At 54.5% G+C, this 19,707-nt stretch carries 20 protein-coding genes, 1 tRNA gene and 1 pseudogene; 9 read left to right on the forward strand and 13 right to left on the reverse strand.

Annotated features, from left to right (window positions below; translation table 11 throughout):
- Positions 1 to 118 precede the first annotated feature (118 nt).
- Both ACOTX5_RS18050 and ACOTX5_RS18055 read right to left on the reverse strand, forming a co-directional pair.
- Positions 119 to 259: pseudogene (locus ACOTX5_RS18050) on the reverse strand (host cell division inhibitor Icd-like protein); the annotation flags it as partial.
- Positions 256 to 522, reverse strand: coding sequence for a helix-turn-helix transcriptional regulator (locus ACOTX5_RS18055; RefSeq protein ID WP_063945158.1), 267 nt, complete (start codon positions 520 to 522; stop codon positions 256 to 258). The pseudogene ACOTX5_RS18050 and the gene ACOTX5_RS18055, both read right to left, overlap by 4 nt.
- Before the next feature lie 548 nt (positions 523 to 1,070).
- On the opposite strand from ACOTX5_RS18055, the gene ACOTX5_RS18060 reads away from it, so the two are divergent.
- From ACOTX5_RS18060 to ACOTX5_RS18070, 3 genes are read left to right on the forward strand one after another with little or no spacing between them, the layout of a single operon-like run.
- On the forward strand, positions 1,071 to 1,814 hold the full coding sequence (locus ACOTX5_RS18060) for a hypothetical protein (RefSeq protein WP_063945156.1): 744 nt from the start codon (positions 1,071 to 1,073) through the stop codon (positions 1,812 to 1,814).
- 2 nt (positions 1,815 to 1,816) lie between these two features.
- Positions 1,817 to 2,035 (forward strand): ogr/Delta-like zinc finger family protein, encoded by a 219-nt coding sequence (locus tag ACOTX5_RS18065; protein WP_015570058.1) that lies wholly within the window; start codon positions 1,817 to 1,819, stop codon positions 2,033 to 2,035.
- 28 nt (positions 2,036 to 2,063) lie between these two features.
- Entirely contained in the window at positions 2,064 to 2,627 is a 564-nt protein-coding gene (locus ACOTX5_RS18070; protein ID WP_063945155.1) for a phage polarity suppression protein, read from the forward strand.
- A 5-nt stretch (positions 2,628 to 2,632) separates the two neighbouring features.
- Here the strand turns inward: ACOTX5_RS18070 and ACOTX5_RS18075 are convergent, their stop codons facing one another.
- Positions 2,633 to 2,869, reverse strand: coding sequence for a hypothetical protein (locus ACOTX5_RS18075; protein WP_223832642.1), 237 nt, complete (start codon positions 2,867 to 2,869; stop codon positions 2,633 to 2,635).
- 125 nt (positions 2,870 to 2,994) lie between these two features.
- On the opposite strand from ACOTX5_RS18075, the gene ACOTX5_RS18080 reads away from it, so the two are divergent.
- Together ACOTX5_RS18080 and ACOTX5_RS18085 are read left to right on the forward strand one after the other, a co-directional pair.
- Positions 2,995 to 3,699: a hypothetical protein gene (locus ACOTX5_RS18080; RefSeq protein WP_023303000.1), complete on the forward strand. Its 705-nt coding sequence runs from the start codon at positions 2,995 to 2,997 to the stop codon at positions 3,697 to 3,699.
- Between the two features lie 48 nt (positions 3,700 to 3,747).
- The gene (locus tag ACOTX5_RS18085) at positions 3,748 to 5,028 is read left to right on the forward strand and encodes a hypothetical protein (RefSeq protein WP_115257880.1); all 1,281 of its coding nucleotides are present in this window, start codon (positions 3,748 to 3,750) and stop codon (positions 5,026 to 5,028) included.
- Between the two features lie 89 nt (positions 5,029 to 5,117).
- On the opposite strand, the gene ACOTX5_RS18090 is transcribed toward ACOTX5_RS18085, so the two are convergent.
- The 5 genes from ACOTX5_RS18090 to rraB all read right to left on the reverse strand — a co-directional run bounded on the left by ACOTX5_RS18090 (position 5,118) and on the right by rraB (position 8,718).
- Positions 5,118 to 6,380 carry a tyrosine-type recombinase/integrase gene (locus ACOTX5_RS18090; protein WP_023302998.1) on the reverse strand — a complete coding sequence of 421 codons (1,263 nt, stop codon included), beginning with the start codon at positions 6,378 to 6,380 and terminating at the stop codon, positions 5,118 to 5,120.
- 163 nt (positions 6,381 to 6,543) lie between these two features.
- Positions 6,544 to 6,628 (reverse strand) — tRNA-Leu (locus ACOTX5_RS18095).
- 105 nt (positions 6,629 to 6,733) lie between these two features.
- Entirely contained in the window at positions 6,734 to 7,456 is a 723-nt protein-coding gene (locus tag ACOTX5_RS18100) for a hypothetical protein (RefSeq protein ID WP_045911384.1), read from the reverse strand.
- A gap of 30 nt (positions 7,457 to 7,486) precedes the next feature.
- Positions 7,487 to 8,245, reverse strand: coding sequence for a tRNA isopentenyl-2-thiomethyl-A-37 hydroxylase MiaE (miaE, locus tag ACOTX5_RS18105; RefSeq protein WP_045911383.1), 759 nt, complete (start codon positions 8,243 to 8,245; stop codon positions 7,487 to 7,489).
- Positions 8,246 to 8,292: 47 nt separating this feature from the next.
- Positions 8,293 to 8,718: a ribonuclease E inhibitor RraB gene (rraB, locus tag ACOTX5_RS18110; protein WP_029739283.1), complete on the reverse strand. Its 426-nt coding sequence runs from the start codon at positions 8,716 to 8,718 to the stop codon at positions 8,293 to 8,295.
- A gap of 99 nt (positions 8,719 to 8,817) precedes the next feature.
- Here rraB and argL point away from each other — a divergent pair, with 99 nt between their 5' ends.
- The 3 genes from argL to xynR all read left to right on the forward strand — a co-directional run bounded on the left by argL (position 8,818) and on the right by xynR (position 10,992).
- Positions 8,818 to 8,913, forward strand: a complete 96-nt coding sequence (argL, locus tag ACOTX5_RS18115; RefSeq protein ID WP_213014347.1) for a putative translational regulatory protein ArgL — start codon at positions 8,818 to 8,820, stop codon at positions 8,911 to 8,913.
- Entirely contained in the window at positions 8,883 to 9,887 is a 1,005-nt protein-coding gene (gene argF, locus ACOTX5_RS18120; RefSeq protein ID WP_045911382.1) for an ornithine carbamoyltransferase, read from the forward strand. Before argL ends, argF begins: the two co-directional genes overlap by 31 nt.
- Before the next feature lie 346 nt (positions 9,888 to 10,233).
- Entirely contained in the window at positions 10,234 to 10,992 is a 759-nt protein-coding gene (gene xynR, locus ACOTX5_RS18125) for a DNA-binding transcriptional repressor XynR (protein WP_032670692.1), read from the forward strand.
- Positions 10,993 to 10,996: 4 nt separating this feature from the next.
- On the opposite strand, the gene ACOTX5_RS18130 is transcribed toward xynR, so the two are convergent.
- The 5 genes from ACOTX5_RS18130 to ACOTX5_RS18150 form a co-directional block, all read right to left on the reverse strand.
- Entirely contained in the window at positions 10,997 to 12,607 is a 1,611-nt protein-coding gene (locus tag ACOTX5_RS18130) for a glycoside hydrolase family 43 protein (RefSeq protein WP_045344404.1), read from the reverse strand.
- An 11-nt stretch (positions 12,608 to 12,618) separates the two neighbouring features.
- Positions 12,619 to 14,001, reverse strand: a complete 1,383-nt coding sequence (locus tag ACOTX5_RS18135) for an MFS transporter (protein ID WP_045911381.1) — start codon at positions 13,999 to 14,001, stop codon at positions 12,619 to 12,621.
- 226 nt (positions 14,002 to 14,227) lie between these two features.
- Positions 14,228 to 16,195, reverse strand: a complete 1,968-nt coding sequence (gene yagF / locus ACOTX5_RS18140; RefSeq protein ID WP_045911380.1) for a xylonate dehydratase YagF — start codon at positions 16,193 to 16,195, stop codon at positions 14,228 to 14,230.
- A gap of 14 nt (positions 16,196 to 16,209) precedes the next feature.
- A complete protein-coding gene (yagE, locus tag ACOTX5_RS18145) occupies positions 16,210 to 17,118 on the reverse strand; it encodes a 2-keto-3-deoxygluconate aldolase (RefSeq protein WP_045357370.1) in 909 nt (302 codons plus the stop codon).
- A 235-nt stretch (positions 17,119 to 17,353) separates the two neighbouring features.
- Positions 17,354 to 17,806, reverse strand: a complete 453-nt coding sequence (locus ACOTX5_RS18150; protein WP_045911379.1) for a YhcH/YjgK/YiaL family protein — start codon at positions 17,804 to 17,806, stop codon at positions 17,354 to 17,356.
- Positions 17,807 to 18,481: 675 nt separating this feature from the next.
- Between ACOTX5_RS18150 and arcA the strand changes: the two genes are divergently transcribed.
- Positions 18,482 to 19,702 carry an arginine deiminase gene (arcA, locus tag ACOTX5_RS18155; RefSeq protein ID WP_017383903.1) on the forward strand — a complete coding sequence of 407 codons (1,221 nt, stop codon included), beginning with the start codon at positions 18,482 to 18,484 and terminating at the stop codon, positions 19,700 to 19,702.
- The last annotated feature ends 5 nt before the right edge of the window (positions 19,703 to 19,707 follow it).

Consider the following 19,707-nt stretch of genomic DNA (forward strand, 5'->3'; position numbering starts at 1 on the left):
CGCACATCTTGTTGTCTGATTATTGATTTTTCGCGAAACCATTTGATCATATGACAAGATGTGTATCCACCTTAACTTAATGATTTTTACCAAAATCATTAGGGGATTCATCAGCGCTCGGCGCGTGTTGTGTCGCCTTGAAGTTACACGGGCTGCAAATCCCGGCTGCCGATTTTGCGACAGCGGGAAAACTATACCTGGAAACGGGGAAAAGAAGCAAGCCAGAAAAAGGGGCTGTTTGCTGAACGGTCAACATCATGCGTCATAGTCCCGGTTACGTTCGGCAATGCGATCCGCCATCCATGCGGTGATTTCAGACTGCGCCCATGCCACGTTTTTACCGCCGAGGGAGATTTGTTTCGGGAAAGCCTCCCGGCTGATGAGGTCGTAAATAGTCGACCGCGACAGACCGCACATGTGCATCACTTCGGGCAGGCGGATAAAGCGCTCCTGAACGGCATCAGAAACCGGCATCAGTGGCGCGGCAGGGGCAGAAGACGGAGAAGAAAAAGCAGTGTGCATCGGGCTACCTCACAAAGTCCATACAGTGCCGGACGTGTCCGTCCGGCTTCGGGTAGCTCTCTATTTTGTGAATATTTTCCTTCAGGGCAACAAGTCATTTTGCAGCGAAATGTCATATAACAAACCGTTAACAAGTGAATGGCAAACAGTGGCAATCTCTGACAATCGCTGGCAATCCTTGATAATTCTTTGGCAAATTCATGATTACTTTTGCTTATGTATTTCTTTTTTTTAATCGTTAAAAAGTCTAAACAAGTGACTGGCTGAAAAAACAGGGGGTGAATAGTGGTGAACAGACGGTGAACAGTCACGCCCTCAACTGTTCACCCTTTATCTTACTGTATTACTTATATTTTTATTTAAGGTGAACAGTGGTGAATAGTTATAAGTAAAAAAACAAACGGTGAGTAAGGATTTGCTGAGACCTTTCTCTGGCAAGCCGGGTTTTAAGTGCTGTTTGTGCCAGAACTGCCACAACTGCAATGAATCGAGATGTTGTGTGATGAAGGGCAGAATCATTTCAGGTTGAATAAACGGAGAGCCTGAACATGAAACCCGAGGCAGTCATTACCGCCCTGCAAGACGTTGCCGCCAAGCAGTACGCAGAGAACAGCCAGCGGATCACCGACAAGCTGAGCGTATTTACTGCGGCCAGAGACACCCACGCGGCCAGCATGCAGGTACTGAAAGAGATTGATACGTCCATTCAACGCTGTAAGCAGGAGCGGCAGACCGCTCTCGATGAGAGCACTGAGGCGGAGCAGGACTGGCGCAGCCGCTTTCGCACCCTGCGCGGCAGTCTTACCCCTGAAATGAAAGCTGAGCACAGCAGGCGTATCGCCAGCCGCGAGCTGGCCGACGAGTTCACCGGTCTGATTGCCGAGCTGGAGGCCGACCGGACGCGCGCCATGCTGACTGCCTGCTCCACCGGCAATAAATACCTTTCAGCGCATGAAGATGCCTTTACCGCTTATGCCGGTGCGGAATGGGCTCAGGCTGTCAATGCGGTTCCTGTCACCCTCATCCGCGCTTTCCTGCTGCGCATTCGTGCCCTCGAAATGAAGGGAGAAAGCGCCCCGCAGTCCGTGGCCACTGGCGAGCTGCGCGATGCGCTGAGCCGTCAGGGCAGCCTGTATCACTTCGATATGACGCAGGAGCCGGTGTTGTCCGTGACGGGCATGCACCGGCCGCAGATTACTGACGTTGATACGGAGCTGTTACGCAGCCCTGCGAAGAGAATGATGCTTGCCAGAAAGCTGGCTGAAAATGGCGAGACAGAAGCGGAGGGGTAAGCATGTTTCACTGCCCGTTCTGCAAAACCAGCGCGCATTCCCGCACCAGTCGCTATCTGTCCGATAACGTCAAACAGCGCTATCACCAGTGCATGAACATCGAGTGCTCGGCCACGTTCCGCACGCTTGAATCCATCGACGGGGTTATTCGTTCACCGGTAACAGAGCCGGTCATCCCTGTACCCGCACCGGCGGCCACCGTTAACCGTGCCGGTGCGTAAGCACGGCCAGTCATCAGGAGAAACATACGTGACCACACTGACGCTACAGAAAGCCTTTGAGACCTGTCAGGCAAACAAAACCGCCTGGCTGCAACGCAGGGAAGAACTGACGCAGGCCGAACAGGCATACCGCGAACAGCTTGCCGGCAGCGGGCACAGCGGCCGGAGCCTGCAAACGCTGAGTGAGATTATCGACGTGAAAAAGTGGGAAATTAATCAGGCTGCCGGTCGCTACATCCGCTCGCATGAGGAGGTGCAGCGCATCAGCATCCGCGACCGATTAAATGATTTTATGCAGGCGCACGGCGCGGAGCTGGCCGCCGCCCTTGCCCCTGAACTGATGAATTATTCCGGGCAACATTCCGCCGTTCAGCGCTGCGCTATGCAGCACTCACTCGATTATCTGCGCGAGGCGCTACAGCTCTGGCTGTCCGCCGGTGAAAAAATCAATTATTCGGCGCAGGATAATGACATTTTAACGGCCATCGAATTCAGGCCTGACGCGGCTTCGCGCGATGATAATCGTGAAAAATTCACGCCTGCACAGAACCTGAATTACACCCGCCGCCGTGCAGAGCTGGCCGCGCAGTAGTCCTTTCAAAAATTCCCGAAAATCCCGCCTTTATCCCCTAAAAAAGCCATGCATGCATAAGGTGCATGGTTTTGCATGCGTTTTACCGACACTGAATCGCCCGCCAGCGCCAGCACTGGCCGGCCCTGAGGCCGTTCATGCACCTGCATTAAAAGCGCCCCCTTAAGCGGGCAGGCGTGGCGGGGAGAGCATTGCGCGCCAACATCAGAAGCATTATTAGAAATTGATGACCTTTCAATCATAAATGATGTAGCCTTATAACACTTGTAATACAATTACATTGAGCTGATTCGAAATTTAAGCAACAAAATGATGAATCTTAAATTTTCATCATTAGATAGATTAAATATTAAATTACAGGGTAATCATGAAAATTAAAAATGAGATCTCAGCAGCCACAATCCTTTCAATAATGATGTTCATTTCAGTTTATGCTTTCAAAAGTGGCGAAGCTATGTTTTTTGGCTATCCGTCATATTATATTTATTTAGATACAAATGAGGTCATTAACACCTTACTTAAACTATCAGTTGTAATAATAACGCTTATCACACTAACTCTATTTATACGCATCCCCACCAAATTTTTTATTTTATTTGTTGCTGTAGCACTTATCACAAAATTCATAAGAATTGCTGTTTTAAGCCATCACCAGCCCTTAAATGTCATGGCTGTAATAAATCTTGGCACTAGTCATATTCTTTTTATATGTTTGTTATTCTTAATTCCAAAAGCAATTAAGCAAGAAACTGTATATTACTCATTGAATGCTAAGCCATGTATGTTGGCAGTCCTAGCCTTCCTTAGCTTCTCCTATTTCTTCGGACTTAATTACCATAGTTTTTTCCCTGGTGGAATTTGGCAAACAGATGATGAAAAAGTTGTAGTTGGACGATACCAAGACAAATTCATCTTGAGACAATGCAACAATGGCAAGGCTTTATTCTATATAGATGAAATTAGTAAAAGTAAGTTTGAGAAATTTAAAATTGACACCCGTAGCGTTCTTCTTCTTAGATGTCAAACAGAACTCGATGAGATGAAAAAAACAGAACCAATGGTAAACTGGTAATACTATAACCATCAATTCAATCAGAACATTAATATTGAGGAGTTAAAAATGAAAAGAATAATATTTTACTCTTGGCAATCCGATTTACCGTCAAAATCGAATAGAAATATAATTGAGGGCGCTTTAAAAAAAGCTTTATCTGCGATAAAAAAAGATGCAAGTGAAACCGTTGAACCTGTGCTGGATCGAGATACTGCTGGAACCCCTGGCTCGCCATCAATAAGCGATACGATTTTTAAAAAAATATCGACATCAGATGTTTTTATAGCAGACGTTTCGATTATTAATGCTTCTGAGAGTAGCAAAAAAACTTCAAACCCAAATGTTTTAATTGAGCTAGGATTCGCTATTTCTCAATTAGGGTGGGATAGAATAATTCTTATACAAAACACATTTTTTGGTGGGCCAGAAGAATTACCTTTTGATTTACGAGGGCGCAGAGTTGTCACTTATAGTTACGATCCAGAAGATGATACCAAGTCTGAAGTAAGAGGTATATTACAAGGCAGACTTGAACATGCTTTAAAATATGCACTGAAAGACTCAAGCGTCGGTTCGTTACAAAGCGGTTCAAGTGCCCCTGTATGGTGGGGCGAATGGATTAATTACAACCATAATAGAAGCTATGGAGGACATTTATTCATAAGAGAAACATCCTCAGCTGGTTTTTTATTTGACCTATCAGTTTATAGTGGTTCTCATTCTGGTAAAATAACATCACAAGCTGTCTTTGTCTCAAGAGATATGGCGTATGCAAAAATACAAAACCAGAATGGTGAATATGGTGAAATCAGTTTCAGACGCAACATAGTTGATGGGAAAAAATTTCTATCTATAGATGAAACAGCTGATTGTTCAAGCCATAGAGGTATGGGCGTAATATTTAGTGGTGAATTCCAATGGTCCAGTGATAACCTTTTTGAACTAGGGTTTTTAAACGAACTTGACTTACAAAGAATATACAGTGTTTTAGGCTCATATTATTTTGATTTTAAAAAGAGAATGGAAGGTATCGGTGAAGGCGAAAATCTAGATACTTTTGAGGCCAAAGTTTTTTATGGTGGCGTTAGAGGAATGTATACCTATATGGAAGGGATAATAATGCTCTCTTCAGAAGGAGGGATATGGCTGGCATATTTAGATGACAATGATATTAAATACTTCACCAATGACATTAACTGGAAAACCAAAACACCTAGGACAATTGATAATTGGCGTAGTCGATTTCAACAGGTAGAAATAAAATACATATCAGATACAAGTACTTTACCACATGATGCCTTAGGCGAAATACTCAAAAATTTAGAAGATGAAATGACAGAAGAATAGAAATAAAAACAGTGAGTATATTAAGGCATCGTTTGACCATTGATGCTTCAATATACTCACATTGACTCAAAAAATAACCTCTTAATAGTTTACTCCCTTTTATTTTTAGCATAATCGTATGGACTCACTTCGCTCGATTTATTTGCATCAAGGTAATCTGACCACCATTGCACCATCATACGACGTTCATCCAAATGCTCAGATGTATGAATATAAGCTGCACGTACATTATTTCGCTCTGAATGGCTCAATTGTCGCTCTATAGCATCATCACTCCATAACCCCGACTCACCCAATGCACCACGCGCCATTGTTCTAAATCCATGCCCGCAGACCTCAGTTTTCGTGTCATATCCCATCGCACGTAATGCGCTGTTCACCGTGTTTTCACTCATAACCTTAGTTGCGTCATGATCCCCCGGAAACAGCAGCTCTTTATCACCACTAATCTGCTTTAACTGGTCTAACAAAATCATCGCCTGCCGACTAAGCGGAACGATATGCTCCTCTTTCATCTTCATGCCACGGTACGAGTAACGCACGCCTTTAATTTCTTCTCGTTTTGCAGGTACTCGCCAGAGAGATTTATCGAAGTCGAACTCATCCCAACGCGCGAAACGTAACTCACTGGAACGCACAAAAGTTAGTAAGGAAAGCTCGACCGCGATCCGCGTCATTACCCGACCGCGATATGCAGCAAGACGAGCAAGAAACTCAGGGAACCGGCTTGAAGGTAAAGCGGGGTAATGTCGCGCTTTGGTTGTCGATAGCGCACCGGCCATATCACTTGCTGGATTTGAGTCGATGTAATCGTTCTGTACGGCATAACGCATAATGGCCGTGACGCGCTGTTGTAGGCGCTGAGCGACATCGTGTTTACCACTGACATCAACTTTTTTAATCGGGGCTAACAGGTGACTGGTTTTGAGCTGGCGAATGTCGGACGAACCGATATGAGGGAAGATATAAAGCTCAAGATAGCGAAGAACACGCGATCGATGATCTTCACTCCATCGCTTGTTACTGGCATGCCATTCGCGAGCAATGGTTTCGAAAGTATATGCACCCGAATTCTCGGCCTGAGCTTCTTTCTGTTCGGCTTTTGGGTCAATGCCCAGCACTAACAGCTTTTTAGCTTCATCGCGCTTTGCTCTTGCCTGAGCAAGCGTCACCGTAGGCCAAACACCAAAAGCGAGGCGATCCTCTTTTTTGTCAGAGGGCCGTCTGTATTTCATGCGCCAGTATTTAGACCCCTTGGCCGAAACCTCAAGGTACAAACCACCGCCATCGGCCATTTTGTAGGTTTTGTCTTTTGGCTTTGCGGTCTCGACCTGTCTGGCGTTGAGCTTCATTTGGGGGCACATTTCTAATCGAAGTTAAGATGCCCCCAATTATGCCCCCAATGACATCCGGATTTCAACGGACGACCTCGGACGACTCAGGACGTAAAGTTCGCTGCAATCATTGATTTTTAAGGGATAATTGGACTTTCTCGGATGGTCTTGGAAGTACTAATGGTGCCGAAGGCCGGACTCGAACCGGCACGTATTTCTACGGTTGATTTTGAATCAACTGCGTCTACCGATTTCGCCACTTCGGCACTGAAGGGGATGCGGAAACGTTGTGGATTATACCTGTCGCGCGCCGCCATGCAAGCGACGACGCGCGAAACCCGCGCTAAGTGCCCAAAAAACCAGCGCCCTGGTTACTCCAGCTCAGACACCGCCAGCCGAATCACCCCTGCCGCCTTCTGCTCCGGCAGCGCCAGCACCTTCGCCCACATGTCCTGCACCATGTCGCAAGAGAGCTTCTCCTTGCCCACCGCCTTCTCCGGCATCTGCAACAGCTGGATGTCCTCGCCGTACTTATCGGCTAGTTGTTTCATAATCGGCCGCACATCCTCGACAGCCGCCTCACGTTCGGCCTGCGTCACGGTGTGGCGGTTTTTGCCGTAGGCCGCGCGCATCATGTCGGCGTCGGCCTGCATTCGCCGCGTCATCAGGTCTTTATCCAGCATGCGCATCGGATTCACGCCGCCCTTCACCGTCGGGTAGAGGAAGCGGAAGCAGGCGTCGTCGCTCACCTTCTGGATGGCGGCGGTCTGCTCCATGTTGATGGTCATGTAGTTCACCACGTTGGCGTCCGGGGCGTTTTGCAGGCGCGACATCTGCAAATGCAGGATCTGCGGCTGGATGGTGTCGATAATCTGCTGCTCCGGCTCGCCGGCCTTTTGCAGGGCGGCCATCTGGTCGAGGATGCGCTGATGCAGCGCGGGCTCCTGCTCCTTAATCACCTGCCAGGCGGGCATCGCGTTGAGGGCGTTATCCATCTGCCGTTCCGGAGCGCGCTGCCTGTCGAAGAACACCCAGAACGCCACGGCGGCGGCCACCACAACAACCATCACGGTACGGGTCCACGTTTTATTCATCTCGCATCCTTATCCTTGAGTTGTGCCGGTTTACACCGGCACGCCGCTGTGGAAGCGAAACTCGTTGTCCGGTGTCGAGATAAGTGTGGCTTCAATTTCGCCAAAATGCTTTATGCGCGGTGAGATATCGTCGTCGCTCACCTGCTGGGCCAGCGTCAGGTAGTCCTGATAATGGCGCGCTTCCGAGCGCAGCAGCGAGAGATAGAACTTCTGTAAGTCATCGTTGAGGAACGGGGCCAGCGCGGCGAAGCGTTCGCAGGAGCGGGCTTCGATGTAGGCGCCGCAGATGAGCTTGTCGATCAGCGTCAGCGGCTCGTGGGTGCGCACTTCCTTCAGCATCCCTTTGGCGTAGCGGCTGGCGGTGATTTTGACGTACGGAATATTGCGGGCCAGCATCGCCTCGCGCACCTGCCAGAAGTGGTGCAGCTCCTCTTTAATCAGCAGCACCATGCTGTCGATCAGCGCCTGGCCCCACGGGTCGTCGGTTTTGGGCATCACGCTTTTGCCAATCTGCCTGTGCAGGGCGATAAAGTCCGGCTCCGGGCCGTCGCGGAAGGTGAACTGTTCGTAGGGCTTGAGCCAGTCGAGCAGCGCGTCGGCACCGCTTTCGTCGGCGACGTATTTTCGCACCAGCAGCAGCGCGGTCTGGGCGGCCTTGAGCTCGCACACCATGTGGTCGGTGAGCAGCAGCGGCAGGTTCGCCGGGTCGCGGGCTTTATCAATCCATGCTTGCGGGGTCGGGCACTGGAGGAAGTTGAGTACGGGGGCGAGTATCTGCGGGTAATCCATGGTTCTGCCTTGAAAAAAGCGGTGGCGCGCGCCACCGCCTGAAACGCTTAGTGACGCACGCCGTCGTCGTCTTCGTCGACGTAATCTTCGTCGTCGCCTTCTTCGCCGTCTTCACCGTTCGGATCTTCGAAGTAGGTTCCCCAGCCGTCGTATTCCACTTCAAACTTCTCGGCCAGGTTCATCAGCTGTTCTACCTGCGCGTCGATCAGCTCCGCCTTCAGCGCGCCTTCGCTCAGGATGTCGCAGCAGATGACGGTGTCGCCCTCTTCCACTTCCAGCTCTTCCGGCTCGGTCACTTCGTAACCCAGCTTGAAGGCCTCTACCGCCAGTTTTTCCAGCGCGTCGAAATCATCCGCAGAGAAATGGTGCTCGATGGTGTACAGCGCGTCCGGATCGCTACCGTCTTCCAGCAGTTCTTCAATAATCAGACGCGTCTCTTCGCGTTGCTCTTCCAGGTGTTCCGGGTTTGCCATGGCTCAATCCTCTTTAAAGTGCGGCAGATACTTCTATTTTCACACACGGACGGGTTTGCCTCCACCTTTGTTGGAAAGATTTGTGAAACGGGGTTGCAAATGAATAATTACACATATAAAGTGAATTTTAATTCAATAAGTGGCGTTCGCCATGTGAGGATAAAATGTCTGATCTGTACAAGAAACACTTTCTGAAATTGCTCGACTTTACCCCTGCACAGTTCACTTCTCTGCTGAACCTTGCCGCACAGCTCAAAGCCGATAAAAAAAAGGGCAAGGAAGTACAAAAGCTTACTGGCAAAAACATCGCGCTCATCTTCGAAAAAGACTCGACCCGTACACGTTGCTCTTTCGAAGTTGCCGCATTTGACCAGGGCGCGCGCGTTACCTATTTAGGGCCGAGCGGCAGCCAGATTGGGCATAAAGAGTCAATTAAGGATACCGCACGGGTGCTCGGGCGGATGTACGACGGCATTCAGTACCGCGGCCACGGCCAGGAAGTCGTCGAGACGCTGGCGCAGTATGCTGGCGTGCCGGTGTGGAACGGGCTGACCAACGAGTTCCACCCGACGCAGCTGCTGGCGGATCTGCTGACCATGCAGGAGCACCTGCCGGGCAAGGCATTTAACGAGATGACGCTGGTCTACGCGGGCGACGCGCGCAACAACATGGGCAACTCGATGCTGGAAGCGGCGGCGCTGACCGGGCTGGATCTGCGTCTGGTGGCCCCGAAGGCCTGCTGGCCGGAAGAGAGCCTGGTGGCAGAGTGCAGCGCGCTGGCGGAGAAGCACGGCGGGAAAATCACCCTGACGGAAGACGTGGCGGCGGGCGTGAAGGGCGCGGACTTTATCTATACCGACGTGTGGGTGTCGATGGGCGAAGCCAAAGAGAAGTGGGCGGAGCGTATCGCGCTGCTGCGCGGGTATCAGGTGAACGCGCAGATGATGGCGCTCACCGGCAACCCGGACGTGAAGTTCCTGCACTGTCTGCCGGCGTTCCATGACGACCAGACCACGCTCGGCAAGCAGATGGCGAAAGAGTTCGATCTGCACGGCGGGATGGAAGTGACGGACGAGGTGTTTGAGTCGGCGGCGAGCATCGTGTTTGACCAGGCGGAAAACCGGATGCATACGATTAAGGCGGTGATGGTGGCGACGCTTGGGGAGTGATTGGGTCCTCTGAGCGCTGGTGCCCTCACCCCGGCCCTCTCCCACAGGGAGAGGGAGAACACCCAGCCCGTAGGCCCGTGCAAGCGAAGCGCCGCCGGGCGAATCAGGCGGCGATGCGGCCTGATGCCCTCACCCCAGCCCTCTCCCACGGGGAGAGAGAGAACACCCAGCCCGTAGGCCCGTGCAAGCGTAGCGCCGCCGGGCGAATCAGGCGACGATGCGGCCTGATGCCCTCACCCCGGCCCTCTCCCACGGGGAGAGGGAGCAAACCGGCTCCATTTCATTGATTTTTCACCCCGAAGAAGGTACGTTTTCGCCTTAATTCCAGCGTGGACATACCAGCATTATGCCGATTATTCAGTCTGTTGAACGTGCGTTGCAGATCCTCGACCTGTTCAACGAGCAGGCCACCGAGCTTAAGATCACCGACATCAGCAAACTGATGGGGCTGAGCAAGAGTACCCTCCACTCGCTGCTGAAAACCCTCCAGCTTCACGGCTATATCGATCAGAACCCGGAGAACGGTAAGTATCGCCTCGGCATGAAGCTGGTCGAGCGCGGTCATTTTGTCGTGGGCTCGATGGATATTCGGCAGAAGGCGAAAGGCTGGCTGACGGAGCTGTCCCGGCGAACCGGGCAGACTACCCATCTGGGGATCCTGGACGGGCGTGAAGGGGTCTATATCGAGAAGATTGAAGGCAAGCTCGCTGCCATCGCCTATTCGCGCATCGGCCGCCGCCTGCCGGTTCACGCCACCGCCATCGGCAAGGTGTTGATTGCCTGGCTGGGCGAGGCCGAGCTGAACGCCCTGCTGGAGGGCTATCAGTACACCACCTATACCCCTTCTACCCTTGCCTCTCGCGAAGCCTTAATGAGTGCCCTGGCGCAGACCCGCGAGCAGGGCTATGCCCTGGATAGCGAAGAGAACGAGCAGGGCGTGCGCTGCGTGGCGGTGCCGGTGTGGAACCACGAGTCCCGCGTCATTGCCGCCCTGAGCCTGTCGACGCTGACCTCCCGCGTGGACGACGCAGAGCTGGCTGATTTCCGCGAGCAGCTTCAGCAGGCCGGGCTCCAGCTCTCGCGCGCGCTGGGCTACCCGGCCTGAGCCGTCAGACCGGCTCGTAGGTGAAGTAGTCGAAGTCAGCGTGGCAGCCGTCGCCGCTGATGTCCTCGCAGTGCAGTCCCACAAACGCGCCGGTGAAGAAGCCGCGCCCGCCGATATAGTCATCCGACAGCTTCCACGCCTCATACGTCACCGGCACGGTGTGCCACGTCTCGCCGTCGAACGAGTAGCTGTAGCGGTAGACCAGCGCATCCACATCCACCCTTAGCCAGACGCTCTTCGCACTCTCCGGCACGGGAATGGGCTGCTCGTGCAGCGGCCACGACGGCACGTTGTGGTCGAGCTGAATAACCTTAATCGTTCTGCCCTGCCCCTCCTCGTAGTCCACAAAGCAGTAGCTCCAGTTTTTGCTGTTGTAGTAGCAGGTCAGCCCCGCGCTCTGCTGGAAGTGCACCGGCGAGAACTGCATCCGCGTCTCGGCCCGGAAGGTGAAGTGCTGCCAGCGGCGCGCCACGGTCGACTGGGTAAAGGTCGAGTTGAGCGAGTCGTTGCCGTATAACCGTAAATAGCCGGAGCGCGCGGTGAGCGAGCCGAGGGTGTCGTCGAACGGAATGCGCAGAGTCTGCAATTCAGGGTCAAGCGTGCTGCCGTCGAAATCATCCCGCCAGCTACCCTGAACGGCGGCGGGCTGCTCCGCCACCTGCGGGCCTTTCACGGTCAGCTGCGCGTGCTTACCGCCCTCCACGTACGGCCAGCCATCGCGCCATTCAATGCGGGCGATGCCGGTCTCGCGCCCCAGCGGACAGTAACCGCGTCCGCCTGAGGCCAGCAGCGGCACGCCGGGCAGGCGCAGCGGGCGGCTGGTAAGGTAGGCCATATACCACTCCCCGGTGTGGGTTTGCAGCAGCGAGCCGTGGCCGCTCTTTTGCAGCGGGTTCTCCGGCAGGTGCCAGCTGGTCATCATCGTCACATCCGGGTGAAGCTCGTACGGCCCGTCGATGGTTTTTGCACGCAGCACCACGACGGCGTGCTCGTAGCTGGTGCCGCCTTCGGCAACCATCAGGTAGTACCATCCCGCGTGCCGATAAAGATGCGCCCCTTCGGTGTAGCAGAGCGGCGTGCCGGTAAACAGCGTTTTGCGCTCCGGCGAGAGGGTGCCGGTCTGCGGGTCAAACTCCTGCATCACGATGGTGTTGTGCGGGTTGCTGTGATGGCGCGGCCCCCACGGGCGGTAGAGGTAGTATTTGCGGCCATCGTCGTCGTGGAACAGGGACGGATCGAACCCGCCGTTGCCCATCGGGACCGGCTCGCTCCATGGCCCCTCAATGGACGGCGCGGTGACGAGGAAGTTGCGGCCATTTTTCCACGGCGAATCGACAATCTTCACGTCGGTATAGAGCAGCCAGAATTTGCCGTCGGCGTAGCTCAGGCACGGCGCCCAGATGCCGCCGGAGTCCGGGTTGCCCTTCATATCCAGCATCGACACGCGGTCCAGCGGCGTGCTGACCAGCGTCCAGTTTTTCAGGTCGCGGGAGTGATAGATGCGCACGCCCGGGAACCACTCGAAGGTCGAGGTGGCGATGTAGTAGTCCTCGCCCTGGCGGCACAGGGACGGGTCCGGGTTGAAGCCGGTGAGTATCGGGTTAGTGATTTCCATGTTGCCTCCGGTTAATGGGATGCGGCTGTCGCGGCGTCGGGAATGGCCTCGCCCTGCGCCGCGCGGTGCTTGATCAGCTGCTGGCTGATGGCCTCCACGCGGGCGTCGGTGAGCTTATAAAACGACAGCATGATGAACATGCCCGCATAGAGCACCACGGGCACCACGCAGAACAGAATTTTGATGGTGGTGAGCACCTCGACCGGCTGCACGCTGCTGCTGGCGGAGTAGTTCACGTACGCCAGGATCCAGCCCACCACTGCCCCGCCAATCGCCAGGCCAATCTTCAGGCTGAACAGGTAGGTGGAGAACACCAGCCCGTCCAGGCGTCGCCCGCTGCGGCTCTCCTCGTAATCCACCACGTCAGAGGCCATCAGCCATTGCAGCGGCGTGGTGGTGTTAAACACAAACAGGAACAGGATGTTGAGGGCGAAAATCAGCGCAATATGCTCCGCCGGGGTGACGAAAATCAGCAGGCTAATCAGCGAGTAGGCGACGATGATCCACTTAAAGGCGGTGACGCGGTCGAAGCGGCCCAGCAGACGAGACGAGCAGAGCGAGCCGAACATGGTGGCGAGGCTGCCGTAAAGTAAAAACTGGGTCGCCATCTCCGGGTGATCCATCACGTATTTCACGAAGTAGAGCGTCGCCCCGCCGCGCACCACGTTGGAGCAGGTCGCCATCATCTTGAAGGCGCACATGATCCGCCACTGGCCGTTGCCCAGCAGCAGCTTAAGATCTTTCGCCACCGACGAGCCAGGCTGCACTTCAAAGGTGTAGCGCTCTTTGGTGGTGAAGAAGCAGGCATAAAGCAGGACCACGCCGCTCAGACCCAGCACGCACATGGCGCCGAAATAGCCCACCTGCTCGTTCCCTTTGCCGATGATGCTGACCAGCGGCAGCGCGATGCCGCTGATGGCGAGCGACCCCGCGGCGGCGAGGAAGAAACGCCAGGACTGAAGGGCATGACGCTCTTTCGGGTCGGCGGTGATCACCCCCGGCATGGCACAGTACGGGACGTTAACGAAGGTGTAGACCAGAGTCAGCAGAATGTAGGTCACGCAGGCGTAGATGATTTTGCCCTGCGCGGAGAAGTCCGGCGTGTAGAAGGTCAGCATGCAGACGATGCCAAACGGAATGGCGCCCCACAGCAGGAACGGGCGGAACTGGCCGTGTCGCGTGCGGGTGCGGTCTACCAGCAGCCCCATCAGCGGATCGGTCACGGCGTCGAGTACGCGGGAAACTAAAAACAGCGTCCCCATTATGCCCGCGGAGAGACCGAACACGTCGGTGTAGAAATAGGCCAGCAGGAACATCGTCGCCTGCCAGACGAAGCCGCAGGCGGTATCACCCAGCCCGTAGCCAATTTTGTCTTTCATGGTTAATTGCGTCATCAGAATTACACCCTTATGTAGTGTGCTGAATTACAACATCGTGTTAATGGAGTGTAATGAGATGCTCAATTAACCAGCAATGGTCATATCTTATTTCTGAATTACGTTATTTCGCTTTTGTGACGCCAACGATATATCACAATTCATTGTTTAAATTAGAAAATTAAAGACAAGCAAAAACCGTCCGCGGAATATTTTCCGCAGACGACTTTCTCTCAAAAAATAATTAAAGGCCGAGTGCTTTTTTACCGGCGTTAATTACCTCAATGATTTTATCGGTGTCATAAATACAGCCTTTCCAGGTGCCGCCGCTCACGGACTGTAATGCCGCCCACAGCCGGGTATCGTCCGGCAAAAAGTCGTGAGCGTGCAGGTCCGGGTGCGTCTGCCGCCGCGCCAGCTCGCGCGCCCCCTCTTCCGGCGTCAGCGGGTTGTCCGCGGTACCGATGAAGTTCACGCTACCGGTCAGAGTCAGGCGGTCCACGGCAATCTCAATGATGTCGTTATCGCGCAGCTTACCAATCGGCCCTCCCGCCAGCGCCTCCGGCGATACGTGGCCGAAGCAGGCGCCCGTCGACACGCCCGAGAAGCGCGCATCGGTGATTAACGACACCGACTTGCCCCACGAGATGTGTTTGAGCGCGGAGGTGAGCTGGTAGGTCTCTTCCATGCCAGTGCCGGACGGTCCACCGCCGATCACCACCATGATATCGCCCTGCTTAATCTCTTCCCGCTTGATGGCCTTGATCGCCTGCGCCTCCGAGACAAACACTCGCACCCGGCCAGTGTGGCGGTAAACGCCATCTTCACCCACCACCGACGGGTCGATCGCCGTGGCCTTAATCACCGATCCTTCCGGCGCGATGTTGCCCGTCGGGAAGCAGACCGTCGAGGTCAGCCCTTTCGCTTTTGCCTTCTCCAGCGGCAGGATCACGTCATCCGGCTCCACGCCGTCCTGCTCGCGCAGGCACTGGCGGAAGCGCTTACGGCGCTCCGAGCTCTGCCACCAGTCGAGGTTCTCGCCCACTGTCTGGCCAGTGACGGTCATGGCGTCCAGATTCAACAGGCCGAGATCGCGCAGGTGGAGCATCACCTCCGGCACGCCGCCCGCGAGGAAGGCGCGCACGGTCGGGTGATAGTCCGGGCCGTTGGGCAGCACGCTTACCAGGCGAGGCACCCTGCGGTTGACGCGCGTCCAGTGTTCAACGTCCGGGATCGTGCAGCCCGCCGCGTGGGCGATGGCTGGAATGTGCAGCAGTAAATTAGTGGAGCCGCCGAACGCCGCGTGGATCACCATCGCGTTTTCGATGGCTTTGTCGGTGAGGATATCGCGCGTGGTGATGCCGCGGTTATCCAGTTCACTGACCGCGCGTGCCGACTGGCGGGCGATCTCCAGCCACACCGCCTGCCCGGACGGGGCCAGTGCAGAGTGCGGCAGCGCCAGACCCAGCGCCTCCGCCACTACCTGCGAGGTGCCCGCCGTACCGAGGAACTGACACCCGCCGCCCGGCGACGCGCAGGCGCGACAGCCCAGCTCGGCGGCCTCCTGCAAGGAGAGCTCATGGTTGGCGAAGCGCGCGCCGATGGTCTGCACTTTGCCCGCATCTTCCCCCACGGTGGGCGGCAGCGTCGCCCCGCCCGGCACCAGAATGGTCGGCAGATCGTGCATGGAAGCCAGCGCAATCATGGTGGCGGGCAGCCCTTTATCGCAGGTTGCCACGCCGATCACCGCCCGGCGCGTCGGCAGGGAGCGGATCAGGCGGCGAAACACGATCGCCGCGTCGTTGCGGTACGGCAGGGAGTCGAACATGCCGTGCGTGCCCTGCGAGCGACCGTCGCACGGATCGCTGACGAAGGCGGCGAACGGGATCCCGCCGTTGCGGGTGATCTCCTTCGCCGCCGCCTGCATCTGCATGCCGATCTCCCAGTGCCCGGTGTGGTAGCCCAGCGCGACCGGGCGTCCGTCTCCGGCGCGGATGCCGCCCTGGGTGCCGATGATCAGCACCTCTTTGCCGGTGAGCTTGTTGGCATCCCAGCCCATCCCGGCGTTCTGCGTCATACCGAACAGGTTGCCGCTGGGGGATTCCATCAGCATCTGCGGTGTCAGCGGCAGCGTGCCCTGCGGCCCCGCCGCGTGGGTGATCACCGCATAAAACGCATCGTCCTGTGGGGTGAAAATTTTCTCAATGGTCATCGTTATCGTCCGGCTCAGCAGAGTTTGAGCTGTTGTAACAGGGTTTTCAGCTGCGCCTTGCGCGGCTCGTCCAGCGGCGAGGCTGGCGGCAGGACGTGCGTAGAAATCGGACGACCGCAGAGCACGATCGCCTCTTTAATGACGTTCACAAACGGCGTATCCAGCTGATACATCTGCGGGATTTGCAGCAGGGACTGATGATACTCAGCCGCTTTCGCCACGTCGTTATCCCGCCAGGCTTTCAGAAGATTTACCGACACCTGTGGGGCAAAGTTGCCGCTGGCCGAGATCGCCCCGTCGCCGCCGAGCAGCAGGGTATTAAACAGATGATCGTCGTAGCCGCACAGCACCGTGAAATGAGGATGGGCGCCTTTAACGGTGTGGATCATGCTGCGCAGGTGAGCGACGGAGTCGATGGTGTCTTTGATGCCGACGATGTTACTGCGCGAGTCGGCGAGGGTTTTCACCAGCGCCGGGGTCAGATCCTGCCCGGTCAGCGCCGGGAAGTTATAGAGCATCACCGGCAGCGTGACGCTGTCGGCCACCTGCTCGAAATAGCGGATCAGGTTCGCTTCCGTTACTTTCCAGTAGTAAGGGTTGATCACCACGATGCCGTCCGCGCCCGCCTGCTGCGCGTGCTGGCTCAGCTCAATGGTTTCCCGGGCGTTGGTGCCGCCGGTGCCGATCAGAACCGGCACGCGACGATCGACATGATCGATCGCAAACCGGGCAATGGTTTTACGCTCTTCGGCGCTGAGCTGGGAGAACTCGCCGCCGCTGCCCAGGAAGAACAGGCCGTCGACGCCCGCAGCAATCAGATCGTCGATCAGCGCGGCGGTACCCGGTTTATCGAGCTGGCCATCGGCGGTAAAAATGGTGGAGACAGGGGGAATGATACCCGTGAACAACGCGGACTGCGGCATGAGATCTCCTTGCTGAATCATTTTGTTCTACATTATAGAACAGCGTTCATTAATTTAACGATCATACTATGACGCAGAAAAAGCGCAGGTAAATGGGAGATGAGGAGGGAGTGCGGGAAGTTTAAGCTGGATCACATTATGCGTGGGTGCGGTCTGGTTCCCTCACCCTAACCCTCTCCCAAGGGGAGAGGGAACTTTTACACCCTCTCCCCTTGGGAGAGGGCCGGGGTAAGGGTTACTCTACCAGCATCTTCACCACAACCTTACGCACCTGCGCCGGCGCTCCCACCGCGCACAGCGGCTTATGCACTTCGCCCGGCCAGAACACCACAAAATCCCCTTCGCTCAGCACCACGATTTTCTCCTGCTCGCCTTCCGGCAGGAACGCGATGTCTTTGTCCGCCAGCCAGTCGGTGTCCGGCGTACCGTGCGGCAGGGTACTGAAGGTCATCCCTTCCTGACCTTTTAGCACAATCTGAATATCCAGATAGCGTGCATGGTATTCAGCGCGACGCTCGGCGAACGGCTGGGTCATGTCCTCCGAAACCAGATAAAACAGGCTGTTGCCATTGATGTCGTGCTTACCGGTCGGCGTTGCGTCGGTGACGTGGGCCTTAACGTGCTCAATGGCCTGGCGCAGCTCTTCTGGCAGCCAGGACTGGAGATGATGAATATTGCCAATAATCATGATACAACCCTCAGATTAAAACATTGTTTCATTTTTATGTTTTATACGAGAATTGCCTCTTCCATACCAGCCCTTTTTTGACAAGATTTGCGTCAGCGCATGTTTATCGGGAAATGTGTTAATCCACTGTTAATTGCACACAGGCATTTATGCAGTGGTTATGCATAACCTCATTTCATGCACTTTGCACACAGGATCTAACTCACTGAATTTAAAACATAACTCACAAAACCTGTTGGTGTATCACACTTTATCACTTTGGTTATTTCCTTTAAAAATCCATAATTATTTATTGATTTCTCTTAAGTGAAAAATAGTTAACTGTCATTATTGCATAGCTATTCCCGTGACAACATTTTATCCATTAAAATCAACAATATAACTAAATATTTCAAAGCGTGTGATTCTACAAAATAATAACAACTTCAAATATTGCCACCCGTTCCTGCTTAGCTATTCATCCCTTAATAATATGAAATTAATCATTATCTGATACGAATCATGCAATTGAAAATAAACTGCTCAATATCGGTTTTCGCGTGAGCAATGTCACAATAACCATTATTTAAGCGCCTACTATAAATCACGAAATCAATTGAGCTTAGCCGCCATGAAATTAAACACATCACATGGCGCATGCCCTTTTTATTCTGAAAAAAAGTTAAAGGAATAATTATGGAAAAGCATTACGTCGGTTCTGAAATTGGTCAATTGCGTAGCGTTATGCTGCACCGTCCTAATTTAAGTCTGAAACGGTTAACCCCCTCAAACTGTCAGGAGCTGCTATTTGATGACGTGCTCTCGGTTGAACGGGCGGGTGAAGAGCATGACATCTTCGCAAACACGCTGCGCGAGCAGGGTGTGGAAGTCCTGCTGTTGACCGACCTTCTTACGCAAACGCTTGATATTGCTGAAGCAAAAGCCTGGCTTCTTGAAACACAAATCTCCGACTATCGCCTGGGACCAACCTTTGCCGCCGACGTGCGCGGCTGGCTGGCGGATATGCCGCACCGCGAACTGGCGCGCAGATTAAGCGGCGGATTAACCTACGGTGAAATTCCGGCGGCCATTAAAAATATGGTGGTCGATACCCACACGGCGAATGATTTTATTATGAAGCCGCTGCCTAACCACTTATTTACCCGCGATACCTCCTGCTGGATATATAACGGCGTCTCCATTAATCCGATGGCGAAACCCGCCCGCCAGCGTGAAACCAATAACCTGCGGGCAATATATCGCTGGCACCCCGCATTTGCCGACGGCGAGTTTATTAAGTATTTCGGCGACGAGAATATTAATTACGACCACGCCACATTAGAAGGCGGCGACGTATTAGTGATTGGTCGCGGGGCGGTACTGATCGGCATGTCCGAGCGCACGACGCCGCAGGGCGTGGAGTTCCTCGCCAACAGCCTGTTTAAACATCGCCAGGCCGAGCGCGTGATTGCCGTTGAGCTGCCGAAACACCGCTCCTGCATGCACCTCGACACCGTGATGACCCACATCGATGTGGACACCTTCTCCGTTTACCCGGAAGTGGTGCGCAAGGACGCCCAGTGCTGGACGCTCACCCCGGACGGACGCGGCGGCCTGCTGCGCACTCAGGAAACCGACCTGCTGCACGCCATCGAGAAAGCCCTCGGCATTAACCACGTCCGCCTGATCACCACCGGCGGCGACGCCTTTGAAGCCGAACGCGAGCAGTGGAACGACGCTAACAACGTCCTGACCCTCCGCCCGGGCGTGGTGATCGGCTACGAGCGCAACGTCTGGACCAACGAGAAGTACGACAAAGCAGGCATCACCGTGCTGCCGATCCCGGGCGACGAGCTGGGACGCGGTCGCGGCGGCGCGCGCTGCATGAGCTGCCCACTGGAACGCGACGGAATTTAAAGGAG

The organism is Enterobacter cloacae complex sp. IR5441, assembly GCF_049238215.1.
Classification (GTDB): Bacteria; Pseudomonadota; Gammaproteobacteria; order Enterobacterales; family Enterobacteriaceae; genus Enterobacter; species Enterobacter hormaechei_C.

Bases quoted from the DNA above. Each gene is read 5' to 3' on its own strand.
- xynR (WP_032670692.1), top strand. From the start codon at position 10,234: ATGCCGATTATTCAGTCTGTTGAACGTGCGTTGCAGATCCTCGACCTG.
- ACOTX5_RS18065 (WP_015570058.1), top strand. From the start codon at position 1,817: ATGTTTCACTGCCCGTTCTGCAAAACCAGCGCGCATTCCCGCACCAGT.
- yagF (WP_045911380.1), bottom strand. From the start codon at position 16,195: ATGACCATTGAGAAAATTTTCACCCCACAGGACGATGCGTTTTATGCG.
- ACOTX5_RS18080 (WP_023303000.1), top strand. From the start codon at position 2,995: ATGAAAATTAAAAATGAGATCTCAGCAGCCACAATCCTTTCAATAATG.
- ACOTX5_RS18090 (WP_023302998.1), bottom strand. From the start codon at position 6,380: ATGAAGCTCAACGCCAGACAGGTCGAGACCGCAAAGCCAAAAGACAAA.
- arcA (WP_017383903.1), top strand. From the start codon at position 18,482: ATGGAAAAGCATTACGTCGGTTCTGAAATTGGTCAATTGCGTAGCGTT.
- argF (WP_045911382.1), top strand. From the start codon at position 8,883: ATGTCTGATCTGTACAAGAAACACTTTCTGAAATTGCTCGACTTTACC.
- miaE (WP_045911383.1), bottom strand. From the start codon at position 8,245: ATGGATTACCCGCAGATACTCGCCCCCGTACTCAACTTCCTCCAGTGC.
- ACOTX5_RS18100 (WP_045911384.1), bottom strand. From the start codon at position 7,456: ATGAATAAAACGTGGACCCGTACCGTGATGGTTGTTGTGGTGGCCGCC.
- ACOTX5_RS18075 (WP_223832642.1), bottom strand. From the start codon at position 2,869: ATGATTGAAAGGTCATCAATTTCTAATAATGCTTCTGATGTTGGCGCG.
- ACOTX5_RS18150 (WP_045911379.1), bottom strand. From the start codon at position 17,806: ATGATTATTGGCAATATTCATCATCTCCAGTCCTGGCTGCCAGAAGAG.
- ACOTX5_RS18130 (WP_045344404.1), bottom strand. From the start codon at position 12,607: ATGGAAATCACTAACCCGATACTCACCGGCTTCAACCCGGACCCGTCC.
- ACOTX5_RS18135 (WP_045911381.1), bottom strand. From the start codon at position 14,001: ATGACGCAATTAACCATGAAAGACAAAATTGGCTACGGGCTGGGTGAT.
- ACOTX5_RS18060 (WP_063945156.1), top strand. From the start codon at position 1,071: ATGAAACCCGAGGCAGTCATTACCGCCCTGCAAGACGTTGCCGCCAAG.
- ACOTX5_RS18055 (WP_063945158.1), bottom strand. From the start codon at position 522: ATGCACACTGCTTTTTCTTCTCCGTCTTCTGCCCCTGCCGCGCCACTG.
- rraB (WP_029739283.1), bottom strand. From the start codon at position 8,718: ATGGCAAACCCGGAACACCTGGAAGAGCAACGCGAAGAGACGCGTCTG.
- yagE (WP_045357370.1), bottom strand. From the start codon at position 17,118: ATGCCGCAGTCCGCGTTGTTCACGGGTATCATTCCCCCTGTCTCCACC.
- ACOTX5_RS18085 (WP_115257880.1), top strand. From the start codon at position 3,748: ATGAAAAGAATAATATTTTACTCTTGGCAATCCGATTTACCGTCAAAA.
- argL (WP_213014347.1), top strand. From the start codon at position 8,818: ATGAATAATTACACATATAAAGTGAATTTTAATTCAATAAGTGGCGTT.